At 39.7% G+C, this 18,895-nt stretch carries 16 protein-coding genes, 1 pseudogene and 1 riboswitch; of the genes and pseudogenes, 3 read left to right on the top strand and 14 right to left on the bottom strand.

Going from position 1 to position 18,895, the window contains the following annotated elements:
- Positions 1–6 precede the first annotated feature (6 nt).
- The 11 genes and pseudogenes from HMPREF1117_RS04395 to HMPREF1117_RS04345 form a co-directional block, all read right to left on the bottom strand.
- A pseudogene (locus tag HMPREF1117_RS04395) lies at positions 7–455 on the bottom strand (GNAT family N-acetyltransferase).
- Positions 455–1,501, bottom strand: coding sequence for a phenylalanine--tRNA ligase subunit alpha (pheS, locus tag HMPREF1117_RS04390; RefSeq protein ID WP_000103749.1), 1,047 nt, complete (start codon positions 1,499–1,501; stop codon positions 455–457). Before pheS ends, HMPREF1117_RS04395 begins: the two are co-directional and overlap by 1 nt.
- Before the next feature lie 271 nt (positions 1,502–1,772).
- Entirely contained in the window at positions 1,773–2,252 is a 480-nt protein-coding gene (locus HMPREF1117_RS04385) for a GNAT family N-acetyltransferase (RefSeq protein ID WP_000809631.1), read from the bottom strand.
- Entirely contained in the window at positions 2,227–2,646 is a 420-nt protein-coding gene (locus HMPREF1117_RS04380) for a hypothetical protein (protein WP_000867288.1), read from the bottom strand. The genes HMPREF1117_RS04385 and HMPREF1117_RS04380 overlap by 26 nt, the downstream gene beginning before the upstream one ends.
- Positions 2,647–2,673: 27 nt before the next feature.
- Complete coding sequence (locus HMPREF1117_RS04375; RefSeq protein ID WP_007556347.1) at positions 2,674–3,324, bottom strand: phosphatase PAP2 family protein; 651 nt, start codon at positions 3,322–3,324, stop codon at positions 2,674–2,676.
- Positions 3,314–3,877 (bottom strand): ECF transporter S component, encoded by a 564-nt coding sequence (locus HMPREF1117_RS04370; RefSeq protein ID WP_000185834.1) that lies wholly within the window; start codon positions 3,875–3,877, stop codon positions 3,314–3,316. The genes HMPREF1117_RS04375 and HMPREF1117_RS04370 overlap by 11 nt, the downstream gene beginning before the upstream one ends.
- Before the next feature lie 164 nt (positions 3,878–4,041).
- Positions 4,042–4,259: riboswitch (FMN riboswitch) on the bottom strand.
- 53 nt (positions 4,260–4,312) lie between these two features.
- Positions 4,313–4,816, bottom strand: a complete 504-nt coding sequence (locus tag HMPREF1117_RS04365) for a tRNA (cytidine(34)-2'-O)-methyltransferase (protein ID WP_000181369.1) — start codon at positions 4,814–4,816, stop codon at positions 4,313–4,315.
- 192 nt (positions 4,817–5,008) lie between these two features.
- A complete protein-coding gene (locus HMPREF1117_RS04360) occupies positions 5,009–5,839 on the bottom strand; it encodes an energy-coupling factor transporter transmembrane component T family protein (protein WP_001148095.1) in 831 nt (276 codons plus the stop codon).
- Complete coding sequence (locus HMPREF1117_RS04355; protein WP_000656514.1) at positions 5,824–7,506, bottom strand: ABC transporter ATP-binding protein; 1,683 nt, start codon at positions 7,504–7,506, stop codon at positions 5,824–5,826. The genes HMPREF1117_RS04360 and HMPREF1117_RS04355 overlap by 16 nt, the downstream gene beginning before the upstream one ends.
- A 169-nt stretch (positions 7,507–7,675) precedes the next feature.
- Complete coding sequence (locus HMPREF1117_RS04350) at positions 7,676–8,221, bottom strand: ECF-type riboflavin transporter substrate-binding protein (RefSeq protein ID WP_000795926.1); 546 nt, start codon at positions 8,219–8,221, stop codon at positions 7,676–7,678.
- Positions 8,222–8,236: 15 nt separating this feature from the next.
- Positions 8,237–9,085: an SAM hydrolase/SAM-dependent halogenase family protein gene (locus HMPREF1117_RS04345; RefSeq protein ID WP_001063606.1), complete on the bottom strand. Its 849-nt coding sequence runs from the start codon at positions 9,083–9,085 to the stop codon at positions 8,237–8,239.
- Between the two features lie 187 nt (positions 9,086–9,272).
- On the opposite strand from HMPREF1117_RS04345, the gene trkA reads away from it, so the two are divergent.
- On the top strand, positions 9,273–10,622 hold the full coding sequence (gene trkA, locus HMPREF1117_RS04340) for a Trk system potassium transporter TrkA (RefSeq protein ID WP_000691704.1): 1,350 nt from the start codon (positions 9,273–9,275) through the stop codon (positions 10,620–10,622).
- Positions 10,623–10,625: 3 nt separating this feature from the next.
- Entirely contained in the window at positions 10,626–12,065 is a 1,440-nt protein-coding gene (locus HMPREF1117_RS04335) for a TrkH family potassium uptake protein (protein ID WP_001043424.1), read from the top strand.
- 242 nt (positions 12,066–12,307) lie between these two features.
- On the opposite strand, the gene pflB is transcribed toward HMPREF1117_RS04335, so the two are convergent.
- Complete coding sequence (pflB, locus tag HMPREF1117_RS04330; protein WP_000260650.1) at positions 12,308–14,632, bottom strand: formate C-acetyltransferase; 2,325 nt, start codon at positions 14,630–14,632, stop codon at positions 12,308–12,310.
- Positions 14,633–14,869: 237 nt separating this feature from the next.
- Here pflB and dinB point away from each other — a divergent pair, with 237 nt between their 5' ends.
- Positions 14,870–15,931 carry a DNA polymerase IV gene (gene dinB / locus HMPREF1117_RS04325; protein ID WP_000959925.1) on the top strand — a complete coding sequence of 354 codons (1,062 nt, stop codon included), beginning with the start codon at positions 14,870–14,872 and terminating at the stop codon, positions 15,929–15,931.
- A gap of 32 nt (positions 15,932–15,963) precedes the next feature.
- On the opposite strand, the gene HMPREF1117_RS04320 is transcribed toward dinB, so the two are convergent.
- Positions 15,964–16,809 carry an undecaprenyl-diphosphate phosphatase gene (locus HMPREF1117_RS04320; RefSeq protein WP_000280766.1) on the bottom strand — a complete coding sequence of 282 codons (846 nt, stop codon included), beginning with the start codon at positions 16,807–16,809 and terminating at the stop codon, positions 15,964–15,966.
- Positions 16,810–16,869: 60 nt separating this feature from the next.
- Positions 16,870–18,759, bottom strand: a complete 1,890-nt coding sequence (locus tag HMPREF1117_RS04315; RefSeq protein WP_000750614.1) for a DUF2207 domain-containing protein — start codon at positions 18,757–18,759, stop codon at positions 16,870–16,872.
- Positions 18,760–18,895 lie beyond the last annotated feature (136 nt).

Below are 18,895 nucleotides of genomic sequence, written 5' to 3'. Positions count from 1 at the left end.
CTCTTCTTACCTTAATTTCTTTTTCAGTAACCAATCCGTATCTACTTTTTGACCAACCATAAAATGATGTTGGCTAAATTTTTCAAAACCATATCGATTATAAAACTCTTGAGCTTTTGTATTATGCTCCCAAACACCTAGCCAAGCCCAAGAAAAACTATTTTTTGTAGCACATAGAGGCGTTGAATTTCAAAAGCGTCCTCTAATTCTCTCTCAGTTTGAGCAATTCCCCAGTTGACTTTGAGAAAACCGGCTATCTCCTCTTCATGCATAATGAAATAGATTTCAGAGTCAGGATTTTCCAACTCAGTTGACAAAGTTTTCAGACTATAAGCCTCTTCAAAGTATTCCTGTAACTGCTCTTCCGTATTATCATGCGCAAATGTTTCACGAAAGGTTTGTTTGGCTATTTTAGCCAACACCTCAACATCTGTCATTTCTACTTTTCTAATCATTATTTAAACTGTTCTGAGAAGCGGACATCTCCTTGGTAGAATCCACGGATATCGTTGATTCCGTAACGGAGCATAGCTACACGCTCTTGTCCAAGACCAAAGGCAAAACCAGAGTAAACAGTTGCATCGATACCACTCATTTCAAGGACACGTGGGTGAACCATACCGGCACCCATAATTTCGATCCAACCCGTTTTCTTACATACGTTACAGCCTTCTCCACCACACTTGAAACAAGAAACATCCACCTCAACAGATGGTTCTGTGAATGGGAAGTAAGATGGACGCAGACGGATCTGACGCTCTTCACCGAACATTTTTTGCACAATCAACTGAAGGGTTCCTTGAAGGTCTGCCATAGAGATATTTTTCCCAACTACCAAGCCTTCGATTTGGTGAAACTGGTGACTGTGAGTCGCATCGTCTGTGTCACGACGGAAGACACGCCCTGGTGAGATCATTTTCAAAGGACCTTTAGAGAAATCATGGGCATCCATGGCACGCGCCTGAACTGGAGACGTGTGAGTACGGAGTAAGATTTCTTCTGTGATATAGAAAGTATCCTGCATATCACGGGCTGGGTGGTCTTTTGGAAGGTTCATACGTTCAAAGTTATAGTAGTCTTGCTCCACTTCAAAACCATCCACGACTTGGTAACCCATACCGATGAAGATATCTTCGATTTCTTCACTGGTTTGTGTGAGAACATGACGGTGACCAATCGCAACTGGGCGGCCTGGAAGCGTCACATCGATACTCTCGCTAGCTAATTGTACAGCGACTTTCTTTCCTTCCAAGAGCTTAGCTGTTTCTTCAAAGGCTGCTGTCAAGACATCACGAGCTTCATTGACGTGTTTCCCAATGATTGGACGCATCTCAGCAGAGACATCTTTCATCCCTTTGAGGATTTCAGTAAGTGAACCCTTTTTCCCAAGGACTGAGACACGCAAATCTTGCATCTCTTTTTCATTTTCAACAGTAATCTGCTTCAAGCTAGCCAGCGTTTCTTCACGAAGCGCTTTTAATTGTTCTTCAATAGTTGACATAATTCCTCCATCAGTAGCTTATCAGACAAAAAGAAAACCACATGCCAAAAACTCCACTCGGAGCGTTGACACGCGGTACCATCCGTTTTCATCTGACAAGTCAGACCTTCATTTCTAAATCCATGCGCAAGTGAATTCACCCAGATTTCATATAGAGAGCTTGCAGTCACGGCTCTCCTCCCTGATATACTTCCCTTGAGTTACTAGTCTTGCAGATTTCTATTCAATTACTATTTAGTTTATCAGATTTTTAGTTAAAAAACAAGTTAGATTAGACTAATTTCAATACAAAACTCGTTCCTTTTTCTGTTGCTCTATTTTCCATAAATCCAAGCGACTTGAAACAGCGCCTAGATACATGATTGTAAGTGTAGATTTCCTTGACTCTCAATTCTTTCCATCCTTTTATTCGAGCCAATTCAATCAAAGTACTTAGGATCTTTTTTCCAAGTCCTCGATGTTGGTAAGCGGGATTTCCAATTACAATGGGGAGATTATCCTGAGATAGTGTAACATCCCCAATTGGAAACCATTCACCCTTCTCCTTGACTTCAATCCAAAAAAGCTCACCATGCTGATCCAAATAGGAATACATAGCTTCCAAAGTTTCTTGACTGTAAGGTCTCTTCATACCATCTACGAGGTAAACCAAGTTCATATCCTGATACCAAGCAAAAGCTTCCTCACAATGATTGACCTTACAATAAGGAACGAGACGTAGTGAATTATCTATTTGTAAAATCTGTTTCATCAGCTTTCCTTTTCAATAAGAGAATTGCTGCTTGGTTAAAACCCTCACACCAGTTATACCATTTTGCTTCATACTCATCTTGAGGTAAGATATGATTTTTCAAATCCAGAACAGAGTAAATTTTTCTTTCCTCACAAGCTTGCGCATAGAGATGATATAGTTCATCACCACCATCTCTATCCCACTCAGCAGAAATCGTATCCCGACCTGCCAATAAAGCCTGATAAGCCCTGTGATGCCCATCTGTAATCAACAAGCAATTTCCAAATGCAAGAATACTAATTGGATCAACATTGTTTAGTTCTACCGACTGATAAAGCATATGGATATCTTGTAACTTCTTTTCTGATAAGTATAGTTGAGTCGGATGAAGATCTGCTATATTGACTTTCATTTCTTTCTTCTCAAGGGAATTTGATACTCACTTCTGCTTACCTTTAAATCGCCATTGGAAGCGGAGTTTGTCATAGAAGGGAAACTCAATAAATAGGACTCCCAAGCCCACACAGAGACTGGCAAGGACATCTGATGGGTAATGAACTCCCAGATAGACCCTTGATACCAGCACACTGACTAGGTAAAGAGCAAGGACGATTTGCACGATTTTTCTCCAGACCGAATCTTTAATCCGCTGACTAAGAATAACAATCAAAGTCCCTACCATCAGCGTCACAGCCAAAGAATGCCCACTTGGGAAGGAAAATCCCTTCTCCTCGACTAGATGTAAGATAGCTGGTCGTGGGCGCTGATAGATGTTTTTAAAGGTCACAATTAAAAGACCTGCCAAAGCCAGATTTCCCAGCATGAAGAAACTTTCTATCTTCCACCGCTTACGATAAAAGACAAAAGCTGTAATGACAACCCAAGTGATAATCACTGGAATATCAATCAAGCGTGTGATGGCTCGGAAAAGAATAGTCAAGTAATCTGGCAAGTCTCCTCGAACGGCAGTCTGAATCGGTTGGTCAAAACCGACCAGCGTTTCAGGGTAAAATTTGACCATGTAGCCAAGAATAACGAAAAGTAAAAGGGCAAAACTGCCCTTCATTAAAAATGTTTGTTTATCTCTCATAATGTTTTAAGGTTGGTTTCAAGAGAACATACAACAACCAGAATGAAACGGAAAAGATTACACCCTCAATCAAGTTAAAAGGCAACACCATAGTCATTAGGTAGTTGGAAAGTCCCAAAATTTTTCCAATATCAAAGTTAGCAAACTTAGCGTACAAAGGAACAGCGTAAACATAGTTGAGAACCAACATAGCCACGGTTAAACCAATAGTTCCAGCTAGAGAACCTAGTAGGAAACGAAGGGTTGTCCGTTCCTTTTTCCAAATCAAAGCAAATACGATGACAAAAACTCCCAAAGCCACGATATTCATTGGCAAACCAATGTAAGTATTCACTCCCTGGCTATTAAGAAGCAGTTTCAAGAGTGAGCGAAGCAAGAGAACTCCTAGAGCAGCAGGCAAATCCATGACCACCAAGCCCACAAGGACTGGCAAGATACTAAATTCGATCTTGAGGAAGGACGCCGCTGGTAAAAGCGGAAAGTCAAAGTACATCAGCACAAATGAGATGGCTGATAAAATCGCAATGGTCGAAAGTCGACGTGTGTTTGTCATAACAGGTTCCTCCAATTTTCTATAAAATCAGAAGAAGTTAGAAAGGATTCCTCTATCTATTCTCACTTTTTATATCCCAAAAGTTCCCTCTCACTCTATTAAAGAAAACAAAAGCAAGCGGTTACAGTTTAGCTATAAATCTATCAGAACAGACAAAGCTATTCTTTCGTCTTCTCCCATCCAGACTATACTGTCGGTTGTGGAATCTCACCACATCAGCTTGCGCTCGCGGACTTATTTGGCTAAGATATTTTGGATTAATCTAGGCGTCGCAGTCGAAGATAATACTTAAGTATATCAAGACAATACAACGACGAAAAAGCTAAAATAGATAGTCAAATTTACCGCCGGTCGGGAATTTCACCCTGCCCTGAAGACTCTTTTATCATAACAAAAAACGCTTGCAAGCGCAAGCATTTTGTTCATTTTCATTTTTTATTTCAATTTATCCACTTCATAGGTATGAACGAGCTCAAGACCTACAAAGTTCTGCTGGCGAAGAGCCTCGTAGACAATCATGCAGACGGTATTAGACACATTGAGACTGCGGACATGTTCATCATTCATGGGAATACGGAGAGCCTTTTCAGGATGTTCTCGCATAAAGTCCTCAGGCAAGCCCTTGTCTTCACGTCCAAAGAGAAAATAATGGTCCTCATCAGTCGATAAATCCACCTCAGAATACACTTTCTCAGCAAATTTCGAGATCAGATAGAGTTTGCCCTTCATCTGAGACATGAAATCTTCTAAACTGTCGTAAAAATAAATCTCTAGCTTATCCCAATAATCCAATCCAGCCCGCTTCATCTTGCGGTCATCAATAGGAAAGCCCATTGGTTTGATGATGTGGAGGGGAGAATTGGTCGCAGCGCAAGTACGCGCGATATTGCCTGTATTTTGTGGAATTTGGGGTTCAAATAATACAATGTGATTTGTCATGACTTGCTTCCTTTTACCATTGCAAAAAAATAGCCACACTGCCCGGAGTCAAGCTCAGCAAACAGCGTGGTTAAGGCATCGTTAACTTACCTCACAACAGGTTTGAAGTAAATCAGCGAAACTACTTTCTTAGTATAACACTTTCAGAATCATTGTCAATAGAAACGACTTGATTTTTTCAATTTTTTCAAGCTATTTCCAAGGGTTGTAAAATCGTCCCTGATTCTGCAAGATAAGTAGTAAACTAGCTACTAAAAACAAGGCTGCCAAGAGCAAGGTAAGATAGTCTCCTTTTTTAAAAGCCTGATAACTATACCAAGTGCGTTTTTTCTCTTTTCCAAAGCGGCGAAGTTCCATGGCTGTCGCGATGGTATCAATGCGTTCTAACGAGCTAAAAATCAAGGGAGTGATAATGCGCAGATTGCCTTTGATTCGTTGCATAAGAGAAGCTTTCTTGGATAATTCCATCCCACGCGCTTCCTGAGACATCTTGATGGTAAAGAATTCTTCCTGCAAATCTGGAATATAGCGCAAAGTCAGGCTGACTGAATAGGCAATTTTGTAAGGCACACCAATTTGATTTAAACTGGAAGCAAACTGACTAGGGTGGGTTGTCATCAAAAAGATAATAGCCAGAGGAATGGTGCAAAGGTACTTAATAGCCAAATTTAGCAGATAAAAGAGCTCTTGACTGGTCAGAGTGTAGGTACCGATTCCCTGCCAAATCACACTTCTCTCTCCGTAAAGTCCAACCCCATATTCGGGAGAAAAGAGGTAGACCATCAAGACGTTTAAAACGGCAAATACCGTCGCAAAAACGGCCACAAAGGAAACATCTTTAAAACGGATTTCTGACAAATAGAGGAGCAATACCGAAAAGATGGCAATCAGAACAAGCAGTCTGGTATCATAGCTAATCATGGCCGCCAATGACACGAGGATGAAAAAGAGAAGTTTTCCAGCTCCTGACAAGCGATGAATCACAGTATCTCTATGCTGGTAACCAATTAATTTAGCTTGCATTCTTCTCTCCTTTCTTTGTAAAATGCCGTTAAAGCAAGTGGATCCACGTCTAGTTTCTTGGCCAAGTTAAAGATAGAGGTTTCTTTTAGATTGGCTTTTACTAACAACTCAGGATTGCTCAACAGACTGGCTGGATCAGTATCTGCAATCAGTTCCCCATCTACCATGACAAGAGCACGATCAGAATAATCCAGCATCAATTGCATATCATGGGTAATCATGACAATGGTATGACCTTTTTGATGCAACTCTTCAAGAAAGTCCATAATTTCAGTATAGTTCTTCTGGTCTTGACCTGCAGTTGGTTCATCTAAGAGGATAATTTCAGCCCCCAAGACCAAAATTGAAGCAATGGTGACACGTTTTTTCTGACCAAATGACAGGGCAGAAATAGGCCAATTCCGAAATTCATAAAGCCCACAAACTTTTAAAGTTTCATAAACTTGATCTTTGATCTTTTCTTCATCTACACCTCGCAAACGAAGTCCTAAAGCCACCTCATCAAAGATCATATTGGTTGAAATCATTTGATTGGGATTTTGTAGCACATAGCCTACTCGTTCCGCTCGCTCTGCAACAGAATCTCCTTTGATATCCTGTCCTTTCCAAAGATAGCGACCTTCAGTCTGAATAAAGCTACTTAAGGCCTTGGCTAGGGTTGACTTCCCTGCTCCATTTTTTCCGACAATAGCAATCTTTTCACCCTTTTTAATATCTAAATAAATGGATTTTAAAATCGGTCTATCATCATAAGAAAAAGACACATCCTCTAATTTAAAGAGTGACTGCAATTCTGGGGTTCCTTTTGCCAGTTCATTCTGCAACTGAATCTGACCTTTTGAGATAGACATATTATCCAGATCTGCTAATTGTTCTTCCTTGGCTAAATCCACACCCAATTGACGGAGAGTAGTTAGATAAAGCGGTTCCCGGATTCCATTTTGTGTCAATAAATCAGTCTCCAGTAATTGATTAGGACTTCCATTAAAGAGGATACAACCATCGTTTATCAAGACAATCCGATCCACAGGGCGATGCAGAACATCCTCCAAACGGTGCTCGATAATAAGAGTCGTCGTCCCCTCCTCCTTATGAATCTGGTCAATCAATTCGATAATATCCTGACCTGACTTAGGATCTAGATTGGCAAGTGGCTCATCAAACAAGAGGATAGGGCTTTCATCAATCAATACACCCGCCAAACTGACTCTCTGCTTTTGTCCACCAGAAAGATCTTGCGGTCTTTGTCGCAACAATGATAGTAGATCTAGTTTATCAGCCCATTTATTGACACGAGACTTCATCTCATCCAAGCCTGTCATATCATTTTCCAGAGCAAAAGCCAAGTCCTCTGCCACGGACAAGCCGATAAACTGCCCATCTGTATCTTGCAAAACTGTACTGACCAGATGAGATTTATCGTAGATGCTCATATCAAAGGCTGCTTGCCCCTTGATCAAAAATTCTCCAGACATCTGACCCTTGTAAATATTGGGAATAATTCCATTCAAACACTGACCCAAGGTAGACTTGCCTGACCCAGATGGGCCAACAATTAAGACTTTCTCTCCCTTATAAATAGTCAAATCCACCCCTTGCAAGGTCGGTTCTTGTTGTGTTTCATACTGGAAAGAGAAATCCTTCCACTCAATTATTGCTTCTTTCATTTCATGTCTCTTTATTCGTTTCTTAGACTTCTATTTTATCATAAATTAACCCCTTCTTGCAGACTCTGCTCTTAAAATCTTAGCGTCAAAAAGAGTCCTATCCTAGCTTGCTTGCCTAACTAATCAATAAACATCGAAAAAGACTGGTTGTCCAGCCTTTTCCCTTATATTAATCCTTTTTCAAACTTCCTGAACGAGTCTGCGTACGTGAATAAGCTAGCAAGAGAAGAGTTCCTGCGATAGCTATAGTTACAGCGTTAGCAATTCCCGCAACAATCCCTTGGGCAAATACTTTTTCTGCCGCTTCTTGATAAATCACAACATCTCCAAGTGGTGCCAAAACACCCCAAACAAGAGCATTTGCAATAATCTGAATGAGGTTAAAGAAGACAATATCCTTCAACTCAAAAACACCCTGAGTTACTCGAATGTATTTTCTAAAAAGACCGACAGCTAGACCAAAGAGACCGCTAGCAATAATCCAAGTCCACCAAAGACCATAGCCTGCAATAGAATCTTTAACAGCATGCCCAATTAAACCAACAAGTAGTCCTACTAGAGGGCCAAAAATGATAGACAAGAGACTCTGTACCGCATACTGAAGCTGGATGCTTGTATTTGGAACGGGTGTCGGAATGCTGATCATCCCGATGACAACAAAGAGCGCAGCTCCAACACCGATTGCAACAACTTGTTTAATTGATTGATTTTTCATCTATATTCTCCTAATTTATGATTCTATTTTCTTTATTTCAATGGTCCAAGATGGACCGACACCTACATTATAGGCCTTGGCAAAGGAACCTTGGTTGATAGCCAGACCTAAACGATAGAGAGAGTTGATGTAAAGGATTGGTTGCCCAATTCTCACATCTGCAAATGATTTGCCATAGACAACCTGATTTTGATAGACCAGCATATCTGCATGATAGATAGTCACTTCAAAACGGTCGCCAAATTCCGGCACCAATTTATAAAATTCTTCTCGCGTAATAGAAGTCCAAAGCGAACCAAAACGCACATCCAGAATATCAATGGCTCCCTTAACCAGATGATCTTCTATGATAGTCTCTACGACTGGAAGCTCTACAATCTGATCAATACTGAGCTCTGGCCCCACTTCCTCAAAACTAATGTGACCACTGGCCAGTTTAGCACCCGTATAGGCATAGACATCACGACCATGGAAGGTATAAGAATGCTCCGTATTTTGACGTCTATTTGCGACTTCAGAAATCTCACGAATGGCTACAATACCAACGTGTTTCTTAATAAAAGAAAGCGTTCCATTGTCTGGTGTGACAATGTATTGATTTTTTGCAGTCTTCGCAACCACACTCTTACGTTTCGAGCCGACACCTGGATCGACAACCGATACAAAAGTCGTTCCCTCAGGCCAGTAACCCACCGTCTGAAAGAGACGATAGCTCCCCTCAAAAATATTATAAGGCGTAATATCGTGCGTCAAGTGATGAATTTTTAAGGTTGGAGACTCTTCTAAAGCCACTCCAATCATAGCCGATACCGCACCATCAACCAGACCAAAGTCTGATTGTAATACAAGTAAATTATTATTCATTTTATCTCCTTATATATCTTTTATCATACCATATTTCAGAGAAAGTCGCTAATAGCTATTTTAATTGCTTAGGGTATAGTTTTACCTTATAGCAAAATTTTACTAAAAGCTCTTGTTATTAGCTAGTAGGTGCATTTTTTCTTGAAAAAAGGTATGATAGTTACATAATGAAGAAGTAGGTTTTATTATGAAAATTATCCTTGTCGGAGGGGGGAAAGTTGGTTCTGCCCTCTGTCGCTCCTTGGTTGCAGAAAAGCACGATGTTTTGCTAATTGAACAAAACGAAGCCGTCCTCAATCATATTGTCAGTCGCTTTGATATCATGGGTATACTTGGTAACGGGGCTGATTTTACCATCCTTGAGCAAGCCAGTGTCCAGGATTGTGATATCTTTATCGCCCTGACTGAGTACGATGAAGTAAACATGATTGCGGCCGTTCTAGCTAAGAAAATGGGAGCTAAAGAGACCATCGTTCGGGTGCGTAATCCTGAATATTCCAATTCCTATTTTAAAGAAAAGAATATACTTGGCTTTTCTCTTATCGTCAATCCCGAACTCTTAGCGGCCCGTGCAATTGGAAATATCATAGACTTCCCAAGCGCTCTATCTGTCGAACGTTTTGCTGGAGGAAGGGTTAGCTTGATGGAATTTGTCGTCAAATCTTCTAGCGGTCTGTGTCACATGCCGATTTCTGAGTTCCGTAAAAAATTTGGGAATGTCATTGTCTGTGCAATGGAGAGAAATCATCAACTCATGATTCCAAGCGGAGACATGACCATCCAAGATAAAGATCGAATCTTTGTGACTGGAAACAGGGTTGATATGATGCTCTTCCATAATTATTTCAAGTCTCGTGCAATCAAAAGTCTTTTAATTATAGGTGCAGGTAGAATCGCCTATTATCTACTTGGTATTCTAAAAGACAGTCGCATCGATACCAAAGTCATTGAAATCAATCCGGAAAGAGCTCAGTTCTTTAGCGAAAAATTTCCTAATCTCTATATTGTCCAAGGCGATGGTACTGCAAAAGATATCTTGCTTGAAGAGAGTGCGCCACACTATGACGCAGTAGCAACCTTAACTGGAGTTGATGAAGAAAACATCATCACCTCTATGTTTCTTGATCGTGTTGGAGTCCAGAAAAACATCACTAAGGTAAATAGGACTAGCCTCTTGGAAATTATCCATGCACCCGATTTTTCAAGTATTATCACTCCAAAAATTATCGCAGTGGATACCATTATGCATTTCATTCGAGGTCGGGTAAATGCTCAATACTCTGATCTTCAAGCCATGCACCATCTAGCCAATGGCCAGATTGAGACTTTGCAATTCCATATCAAGGAAGCCAATAAAATGACTGCTAAACCTCTCTCTCATCTTAAATTAAAGAAGGGAATTTTAATAGCAGCTATTATAAGAAAAGGAAAGACTATTTTCCCTACTGGAGAAGATATGCTTGAAGTCGGAGATACTTTGCTCATAACCACCTTACTACCAAATATCACAAAGATTTACGACTTGATTGAGAGGTAAGATATGAATAAAAGTATGATTCGTTATCTCCTCTCGAAGCTTCTCTTAATTGAAGCTGTCCTCCTCTTAGTCCCTGTTAGCATAGCAATTTATTATCAAGAATCTAGTCAAGTTTTTACAGCACTCTTTAAAACGATTGGAATTTTACTTCTTCTTGGTGGTTTTGGTGTCTTACGAAAACCAAAAAACCAGCGAATCTATGCTAAAGAAGGGGTCCTAATCGTTTCCCTCTGTTGGATTCTTTGGTCCTTCTTCGGAGGACTACCCTTTGTATTTTCAGGACAAATCCCTAGCATAATCGACTCCTTCTTTGAAATCAGTTCGGGTTTTACAACGACTGGTGCAACCATCTTAACCGACGTTTCTGTTCTCAGTCGATCCCTCCTTTTCTGGAGAAGTTTCACCCACTTGATTGGCGGTATGGGGGTACTCGTTTTTGCCCTTGCCATTATGGACAACGCTAAAAACAGTCACCTCGAAGTTATGAAGGCTGAAGTCCCAGGTCCTGTCTTTGGTAAGGTTGTTTCCAAGTTGAAAAACACTGCCCAGATTCTCTATCTGCTTTACCTAGGACTCTTTTCCCTCTTTGTGGTCATCTACTATCTCGCTGGCATGCCCTTGTTTGATAGTTTTGTTATCGCTATGGGAACAGCAGGCACAGGAGGTTTCACAGTCTATAACGACGGAATTGCCCACTATGGTAGCTCACTGATTACCTATCTGGTTAGTATCGGAGTTCTAGTTTTTGGTGTCAACTTCAACCTCTACTACTATCTGATGCTCCGACGAGTCAAAGCCTTCTTTGGAGATGAAGAACTAAGAACTTATGTATTTATCGTACTAGTATCTACCGGTCTAATTGCCCTCAATACACTCCATCTCTATCAAGGTTTTTCTAAAAGTTTTGAGATGGCTCTCTTCCAAGTTTCAAACATCATTACAACAACCGGCTTTGGCTATGGAGATATTACCAACTGGCCTCTTTTCTCGCAGTTTATCCTCCTCTTCCTCATGGGAATCGGTGGTTCTGCCGGATCCACTGCTGGTGGTCTTAAAGTAATTCGGGGACTGATTCTATCAAAAATTGCCAAAAATCAGATTTTATCTATTCTATCACCTCACCGAGTATTAACTCTCCATGTTAATAAGACAGTGATTGATAAGGATACTCAGCACAAAATTCTAAAATACTTTGTCATTTATGCGATGATTTTACTCTCACTAATATTTATTATTAGCCTCGACAGTAATGATTTTCTAGTTGTTACTAGTGCTGTCTTTAGCTGTTTCAACAACATAGGACCTATCCTAGGAACAACATCCAGTTTTTCAATCTTTAGTCCTATCTCAAAACTTCTCCTTTCATTCGCTATGATTGCAGGTCGTTTAGAGATTTATCCCATTTTACTTCTGTTTATGAAGAGAACTTGGTCTAAGAGATAATGATATAACCACACTGGCTTATTGCAGTGTGGTATTTTTTATACAGTTTAGCAAATCAATATAATTAATAACCTTCTAAAATACTTACCCTAGAAAACTAAAAATATAGCTAACAATTTCAAAAAAACTGATAATGTTTATGAAAAAGATAGTAACTTTATTTAAAATTATCCATTAATATTATAAAAATAACCCTCAATCAATAGACCGAGGGTTACTTATTTCATTATTCAAGAACTTGATTAGATCAAGGCATCCAATGCATCATCCATTGAAAGAACTTCGTGGAAGACACGTTGTGTCAATTCAGTCTTTTGTTCTGGAGTGAGGTATTTAGTGTTTACACAGTATCCAGAGATACGTACGATAACGTCTTCACCAGACATGATCTTTTCGTAAACATCGTTCAAGTCCATAACATTCAAGTTAACGTGTTGTCCACCGTTTTCAAAGTAACCATCAAGGATTGTTACCAAGTTATCAACTTGTTCATCACGAGTCTTACCAAGAGCACGAGGTGATACTTGTGTAGTCAATGAGATACCATCAGCTGCATAACTAAAGTCAAGGCTAGAAAGTGCGTTCAAGTTTTGCAACCAACCACCTTTAGCTTTGTTAGATGGGTTAGCACCTGGTGAGAAGAATTCAAGTTTAGACAAGTTCACAGAACCATCTTCGTTGAGGTATACACCTTTGTGGACTGGTGAGTTACCAGTTTGTTTAGAGTAAGCAACGTTAGATGTGATAGTCAAAAGTGAAACTGTAGCTTCTGCATCTTTGTAAAGTTTGTGGCTACGTAGACGAGTTGTGTAAGCTTCGATCAACCATTCTGCCAATTCGTTTGAACGTGGATCATCTTCACCCCAACGTGGGTATTCACCGATTGTTTCATAATCGTAGATGTAACCATTTTCATCACGGATTGGTTTAACTGTAGCATATTTGATAGCTGACAATGTATCAACAGTGTTAGCAAATCCACAGATACCGAATCCCATGTTAGCACGTTGTTTAGTTGGCAAGAAGGCCATTTGAACAGCTTCGTAGTTGTACTTATCAGTCATGTAGTGGATGATGTTCAAAGCATCTACGTAAGTGTCAGTCAACCAGTCAAGAGATTTTTCAAAGTTAGCTTTAACTGATTCAAATTCAAGAACTTCGTCACGGATTGGGTCGATGTCAAATACTTTGTAGTCTTTGTGAACATCGTCGTAACCACCGTTCAAACCAGTAAGAAGGGCTTTCAATACGTTTACACGAGCACCGAAGTACTGGATGTTGTGGCGTTGTTCTTCGTTTTCTGGGTCAAGTGGAGACACACAGCATGAGATACAGCTCATTTCACCATATCCGTCTTTAGCCATTGTTGTTACACCTTCATATTGGATAGAAGAGTGTTTGTGGCTCATATGCATACAGTAGCGACGGAAGTTGTATGGCAATTTGTCAGTCCAAAGAACTGTCAAGTTTGGTTCTGGAGAGTTACCGATGTTGTCAAGAGTGTTCAAGAAACGGTAGTCCATCTTAGTAACACGGTGACGACCGTCGTTACCCATACCTGCCATAGAAGTTGTGATGAATGTTGGGTCACCTGAGTACAATTGGTCATAAGCTTTAGTACGAGCAAATTTAACTGTACGAAGTTTCATAACGAAATCATCAACGAATTCTTGGATTTCTGATTCAGTAAATGTACCACGAGCAAGGTCACGTTCTGCAAAGATATCGAGTACGATTGGCACACGTCCAAGAGATGTAGCTGCACCGTTGATTACACGGCAGACAGCCATGAAGGCAATGTTAACCCATTGGATAGCTTCTTTAGTGTTCATCGCTGGTTTGCGAACGTCAACTCCGTAAAGATCACCTAAGCGTACAACTTGTTGCAATGCTTGATATTGAAGATTGATTTCTTCGCGAAGACGGATTGTTTCTTCATCGATTTCTTCGATTGAGTTCCAATCGTTTACTTTTTCTTGCATTAAGTAGTCTGCACCGTAAAGAGCAAGACGAGCGTAAACACCGATGATACGTCCACGTGAGTATGCATCTGGAAGACCAGTTACAGTGTGTGCGTGACGAGCGCGACGGATGTTTGAAGTATAAGCACGGAAGATACCGTCATTAACTGTTGTTACATATTTAGTGAAGATTTCGTGAACAGCTGGATCTGGTTCATATCCATTTTCCTTCAATGTAGTTTCAGCCATACGGATACCACCTTTTGGCATGAAGTTCAATTTGAAGAGTTCATCGTTTTGGATACCATAGATAACTTCGTTTTCTTTGTCGATAAATCCTGCTGGGATATCAGCAATAGATGTTGGACGAGTGTCCATTGGGAAACGAGTTTCTTCGTAATGAGCTTTAGTTTCTTCTACAATTTTTTTGATATGAAGTGAACGTTCAGTTGGGCCTGCAAGGAAGCTTTCGTCTCCATCATAAGGTGTGTAGTTAGCTTGAACGAAGCGTGAAATGCTTACTTTTTCCTTCCAATCTACGCCTTTGAAGCCTTCCCAAGCTTTATCAAAAATATCTTGAGCTTCAACAACTGTTTTAACAACCATGTTAGTGTCCTCTTTTTTCTTTCTAGTAACAGACATCTGTTACATTTATGAGACAAGTATACCATACAGTAAACGATTTCAACAAGAGCAAAATCCCTATTTTTACACTTTCTTTTCTAAAACAGTCTGCTTTTTTATATAAACTGTATTATATTTTTGAAAAACAAAACCTGATTTTCCTTTTTTTCAGAAAAAAGGGTATAATGAAGGGGAACAAATATTGAGAAGGGGCTATTCATGCTGGTTTTTCCTTTATTAAATGATTTGTCAAGAAAGATCATCCACATTGACATGGATGCTTTTTTTGCTGCTGTAGAAATTCGAGACAATCCTAAATTAAAAGGTAAACCAGTCATCATCGGACGTGATCCAAGAGAAACAGGTGGGCGTGGCGTCGTTTCTACTTGCAGCTATGAAGCAAGAGCTTTTGGTGTTCATTCTGCCATGAGCTCTAAAGAGGCCTATGAACGTTGCCCCCAGGCTGTCTTTATCTCAGGAAATTATGAGAAATACAAGTCTGTGGGACTCCAAATTCGAACTATCTTTAAGCGCTATACAGATTTGATTGAACCCATGAGCATTGACGAAGCCTATTTGGATGTTACGGAAAATAAACTTGGTATCGAGTCAGCGGTCAAAATAGCCCGTCTCATCCAAATGGATATCTGGCAAGAACTCCATCTAACTGCTTCCGCAGGAGTTTCCTACAACAAGTTCTTAGCTAAAATGGCTAGCGATTATCAAAAACCACATGGTTTGACAGTGATTCTACCTGACCAAGCTGAGGATTTTCTCAAACAAATGGATGTGGCTAAGTTCCATGGAGTAGGCAAAAAAACAGTGGAAAGACTTCATCAAATGGGAGTTTTTACTGGATCTGATCTACTTGAAGTCCCTGAAGTGACTCTAATAGACCATTTTGGAAGACTGGGCTATGACCTTTATCGAAAGGCTCGTGGTATCCACAATTCCCCAGTCAAGTCCAATCGCATCCGTAAATCAATCGGAAAGGAAAAAACCTACGGAAAGATTCTCCGTGCAGAAGATGATATCAAAAAAGAACTGACTCTTCTATCAGAAAAAGTCGCTCTTAATCTCAATCAACACGAAAAAGCTGGAAAGATTGTGATTTTGAAAATCCGCTACGAAGACTTTTCAACCCTTACTAAACGAAAAAGTCTTACTCAAAAAACACAGAATGCTAGTCAGATAAACCAAATAGCCCTGCAACTCTATGAAGAGTTAAATGAGACAGAAAGAGGTGTTCGTCTGTTGGGGATTACCGTAACTGGATTTTAAAACCTTGAAGGGAGAACCCTTCAAGGTTTTTCTTATACAAATAAACGAACAAAGCTATAAAGTAACAAGATACTACCAAGCACGATACGGTATTTACCAAAAAGGGTAAAGTCGTGTTTTTTCACATAGCTGGTCAAGAAACGAATAGCGACCATGCTGACTGCGAAAGCGACTCCCATCGCAACCAAGAGCAAGAACAATTGCCCAAAGCTCAAGAGCTGTCCTGCTTTAATAAATTTGAAAATCTTTAAGGCACTTGCTCCAAACATAACTGGAATCCCAAGGTAAAAAGTAAATTCTGTTACAACAGAACGACTAGTACCATTCAATAAACCACCGACGATAGTTGCACCTGAACGACTAGTACCTGGCAAAAGAGCCAGAACTTGGAAGAGCCCAATATATAAAGCCGTTGTATAAGGAAGCTTGTCCAGTTCAGTCACACTTGGCTCAATAGCGCGCACTTTATTACGTTTTTCCAAATAGATGAAGGCGACCCCGTAGATAATTAGCATGAGAGCAACAGAAACCATGTTATGGAAGTGGGTATCAAACCAATCATCGAACTTAAACACTGCTAATAATGGCAGAGTTGCGACTAAAACTTTTAACCATAGTCTCCAAGTCTTGCGAACTTCCTGTTTGTCCTTACTTGGTTTAAAAGGATTCAGCTTATTAAAGTAAATTACCATAACCGCTAAAATCGCACCAAGCTGAATCACAACATTAAACATGGACATAAAAGCTTCATTCTGATTTTGGTATTGGATAAATTCCTCTGCTAAAATCAAATGTCCTGTACTTGAAATAGGCAACCATTCTGTAATTCCTTCAACAATCCCGAAGAAGATAGACTTTAAAATTTCAATAAGATACATAGATAACTCCTTTTTCTATCTTCCATTATAGCATACTTTTTCAGTCTATGACAGTTCTCTTTAAAAGGCACCGATACTGCCACCGCCTCCTCCTCCAGAAAAGCCACCGCCAGAACTCCCATTACTAGAGGATACAGAGTAGGTACTTGCTGTATTTGCGACACTAGCATAATGCCTCATTTGTGCTGTTGAATGATCAAACATACTGTGCCAACCATAAGCTACATAGAGATTAATATCTGGATTTTCTACTTGTATCTGATGAACCTTCATCAAATGACTAACCTTATCCGCATAGCCAAATAAGGTCGCATAGACCAAGAGGCGATTCCAAACCACAATACTTTCCAATTCAGCCTGATCCAAGCGTGCAATATCCCGTAACATATTTTCAAAGCTGGTCCAGAGATAGTAAGCTTCTGCTCCTGCTTCATTTAGGACGCCATCACGAATATCCAATTTAGTCGATCTAGCATAGACAATCCCCAAAATAAGACTTAGTAACCCAATTATAGGAAGTAAAATAAAGACATGATCATGAGCATCAAAATTATACCAAAATAAGCCAAATCCAAGAAATAGTGGTAAAATAGCACAAATCCCTCTAGCCAGCAGGAAATTCTTTTCCTCTTGGTTTAATGGTCGATAATATTCTGGAATCCCCAAGAAAGAAATTCGTCTTTCCACTCCCTCTTGTATCTTTTCCAATTTTTTTTCAAAGGAAGATATGAGTTTACGCCCCTTTCTTTGAATCTGTTCCTCCTCTGCTGCTTTTGCTCCGCGATAGAGGCTATCAGACACTCGGTAAGCTTCAAATAAATCCGAAATCATTACCTCATCCTTTCCTGAGAAAGCTAGGTTTAAACAGTCCTTTTCAAAACTTTCTAGTCCGCTTTTTTTGATTATGCTTAAACGGATTCCATCATCTCTTGAGATAATTGAAACATTCCCACGATCAATCACGTCTAGCAAAGTGGCCTTAACTAGTTCTTCAAAGTAAAATTTTCCACCTCCCCTAGCCAAGGGACTCACTTCCTCCAAGGAAGTAGAGTAAATAGCTTCAGCTAAAACCATAGGTTCTAAGTCCATTGGCGGTTCATAGAGACGATGATTTTTGGCATATTTGACTGAAGGACTTGTTTTCCTTCTGTACATAAATTGGAAAAAGCTACTAAGTAATAAGGATAAGGAAAGTAACGAAGGAATAATCCAATCCATTAAGATCTTACTTCGACCTTTTTCTTTAATAATAGCATCTTCTATCCTATTAAACTCTTCTAAACGATTCCCCTTCAACCCCTGATCCCTAGCGCTAGCAAAGTCGGTTCTAGGCCAATAGGCATGCAACTCAACTCCACGCTTAGCCGGAAGATTGTCTAAACGAATAGTATAATCAAGGTTACTCTTTTCAATTATTCCCTCTCTAAAGAGTTTCCCTGTATGGAAAAAGAGTTTTTCAGCCCCCTTATCTCCCCTTACATGAAATTCAAACTTTTCAATAGACTCTGAACTATCTGTTAAAGGTTGCCAATTTAATTCAGCGATATCATCATATAGGAAAAGCAAATTTTTTAAATTCCAGACAAGGATAACTTCAACTGTGTCGCCTTCCTGACCTGGATTAAAGATTTTGACAGTATAACCTTCTGTTTCTTCTATTACTTGACTCTCAACACCTGCTATTTCACGGCCATTTTTAAAGACCTGAACCTTTGGATGAGGATCAATTTGAAAGCCGCTAGGCATCTTTCCTGCACGACCAAGACCTACAAGTTGACCATTAAAATCATCTTCAAACTGATAAACAATCTTTTGTCGAAATTCTGCCCTATTGTCTGCATGAATATACAAATCCCCCTGATAAGACGGAATCTTATAATCAATGGCAAAAACCGAGAGTGGAAACATACAAAACAAACAAAATAACAGCAAGAAAAAAGTTTTTTTCATCAACTAAGCCCCCTTTTTTATCTTTGCTATCATTATATCATTTTTTCATAAGTAAGGGCTTACCTGTATTGAAAAATAGATTTTTTTTCGATAAAATAGGAGACAGTTATTTTTTAATAGATTAGAAATAGGAGAA

It is taken from the genome of Streptococcus sp. SK643, from assembly GCF_000259505.1.
In the GTDB taxonomy this organism is placed as follows: domain Bacteria; phylum Bacillota; class Bacilli; order Lactobacillales; family Streptococcaceae; genus Streptococcus.
The sequence above is the reverse complement of the archived record's forward strand: the minus strand, read 5'-3'. Positions and strand labels throughout refer to the sequence as shown.